Below are 2,008 nucleotides of genomic sequence, written 5' to 3'. Positions count from 1 at the left end.
GGTGGTATGCGGAAGCATCGGTATTGCGTTGCTCACACCTTAACAGGGCGTTAGCCTTATACATGATTCTATTGACTTTCTTACATGCTATAATGAGCTCATATATTGATGTAAGAGTGTTTAATATGAGTTTTGAGCTTGAGGGTACAGATTGCATGCCATCAGTTAATGGCGGTTATCTGGTTATAAGATTTGAAGATAAAGAAGTTGGGATGGTAAGTGTACCTTCCCCTATTTTTGCTGATCGACACAGGGACTCAATAAACCAAAACTTCGATGACTTTGAAGATGATTCTGGTAATCAATACAGCGTTTTTGTTAGTTCTTCAAACGTTGGCGTAGATTGGACCGTAACAGTATCTAACGATACCGACGAAAGTTTGCTAGAAGAAAACTTAGAGGTGGAGTATATAGCGAATGACTTCTAACCCTAGCGAGTTTTCAACTAGCTTTCATGAAGGAATTGCAATCATTCAACAAGCATCCTTGAATACTGATGAGTTCCACAGGAAGCTATACTTTTCTAATGTGATTAGCTTAATGGAAAAGTATTTGTCTGATTTATTTCTCCATGAAATTATTACTAATGAAGCGACATTCAATTTGATGACATCCGCTCAAAAATTCAAAACGCAAAAATACGCGGTTCAAGAAATTTTTAATGGCGATGTTAAAGAGAAAGTTATCAATTCAGTCAAGAATTTAGTTTGGCATCGACTTAATGACATTGACCCACTTTACAAACATACGCTGGATATTCGCATACACATTCATACGGGATTAACGGATAAGATTGCATTACGTCATGATTTAGTTCACCGAAATGGTTTTACGTTAAATGGTGAGCCTGTAACTATATCAAACGAAGACCTCAACGAGTGTATCAATACCGTTTCTGCATTTGTGGATAATGTCGAAGGTAAGTATCAGGCATATCTTCAGGCATAAGGCTAACAAAGCATTTAAGAGTGATTCCCAACGCATGGCACTTTTCATTCCATCGTTGGGTTTTGTGTTTATGGTGGTCTGGTTAAATTTTGTGGTAGCGTTGCTCACACCTTAATGCGGCGTTATACCGCAATCAGTCATCTAACCTTTTCATGGCTTTACGGTAAACATCGCTACGTTCGCGCTTTCCAACTGCTAGGACGGTTACAATGATGACATCGTCTTCAACTTTGTAGACGAGACGGTAGCCCGATTGACGCAACTTAATTTTATACATGTTGTCAGCTCCAGATAGTTTTGAAGCCGGAACATGTGGGTTATCTAAGCGCTCGATTAGCTTTTTCTTAAATTGTTGTTGCAGAGTAGAACCAAGCTTTTTCCACTCTTTGAGGGCGCTCTTTTTAAAGTCGAGTTTATAGGTCATCAATATTTACCGAAATGCTCTCTTCAGATTCACGCTCTTTAGCGATAGCGAGTAGTTCAAGATCTTCGAGTCTGTCCATCATCATTTCGTACGCTTCGGCAGGTACGCAATAAAACGCTGGTTCATTTCGGTTTAATACAGCAACAGGTTCGCCGTAAGCACTAGTTGCAACTTTCATAGGGTTAGCTTTCAACTCAGTAATGCTTGCAGCAACATCAGCTAAAATTCTAGTGGTCATATAATCGGTCTCTTAAGTGGTCTTTATGTTGGTCATTTTAGCCTCAACCAAGCGGTATAACAAGTTGCTTAAGAGTGATTCGCAACGCGTGGCATTTTTACTATGCGTCGCTTTATGTGTTTAAGGTATTATGCGGAGGCTAAGGTATTGCGTTGCTCACACCTTAGCAAGGCGTTAGTCGCCAGAAAAAGCTAGCAATCAAAATCATGTTTCTGAGCTTAAAATTTAGCAGCTGTTTTCTTGGTACACCGATTAATCGTCGATCATCAGAGCTTAGTTCTAGCTGTTTTAAGTCCAAAATTTTGTGCCTGTCCTAGCGGCTGTTTTGTTCTTTGGTGCTTACAGAGTAGGGCAATCGAGAGTTTGTTTTTGGTTGCAACTCCGCTTGGTGAGTTTAT

At 39.7% G+C, this 2,008-nt stretch carries 4 protein-coding genes; 2 read left to right on the top strand and 2 right to left on the bottom strand.

The window, feature by feature from the left end; translation table 11 throughout:
• A partial coding sequence (locus VHA02S_RS24620; protein ID WP_255211854.1) for a hypothetical protein occupies positions 1-428 on the top strand: 428 nt, incomplete at its 5' end.
• Positions 418-948, top strand: a complete 531-nt coding sequence (locus VHA02S_RS24615; RefSeq protein WP_038899490.1) for a hypothetical protein — start codon at positions 418-420, stop codon at positions 946-948. The genes VHA02S_RS24620 and VHA02S_RS24615, both read left to right, overlap by 11 nt.
• Positions 949-1,081: 133 nt before the next feature.
• Here the strand turns inward: VHA02S_RS24615 and VHA02S_RS24610 are convergent, their stop codons facing one another.
• Together VHA02S_RS24610 and VHA02S_RS24605 are read right to left on the bottom strand one after the other, a co-directional pair.
• The gene (locus tag VHA02S_RS24610; RefSeq protein ID WP_005377002.1) at positions 1,082-1,372 is read right to left on the bottom strand and encodes a type II toxin-antitoxin system RelE family toxin; all 291 of its coding nucleotides are present in this window, start codon (positions 1,370-1,372) and stop codon (positions 1,082-1,084) included.
• On the bottom strand, positions 1,362-1,610 hold the full coding sequence (locus tag VHA02S_RS24605) for a type II toxin-antitoxin system Phd/YefM family antitoxin (RefSeq protein WP_005377003.1): 249 nt from the start codon (positions 1,608-1,610) through the stop codon (positions 1,362-1,364). The genes VHA02S_RS24610 and VHA02S_RS24605 overlap by 11 nt, the downstream gene beginning before the upstream one ends.
• Positions 1,611-2,008 lie beyond the last annotated feature (398 nt).

Source organism: Vibrio harveyi NBRC 15634 = ATCC 14126 = KCTC 12724 (genome assembly GCF_001591145.1).
Classification (GTDB): Bacteria; Pseudomonadota; Gammaproteobacteria; order Enterobacterales; family Vibrionaceae; genus Vibrio; species Vibrio harveyi.
This window is presented reverse-complemented; position numbering and strand designations above follow the sequence as displayed.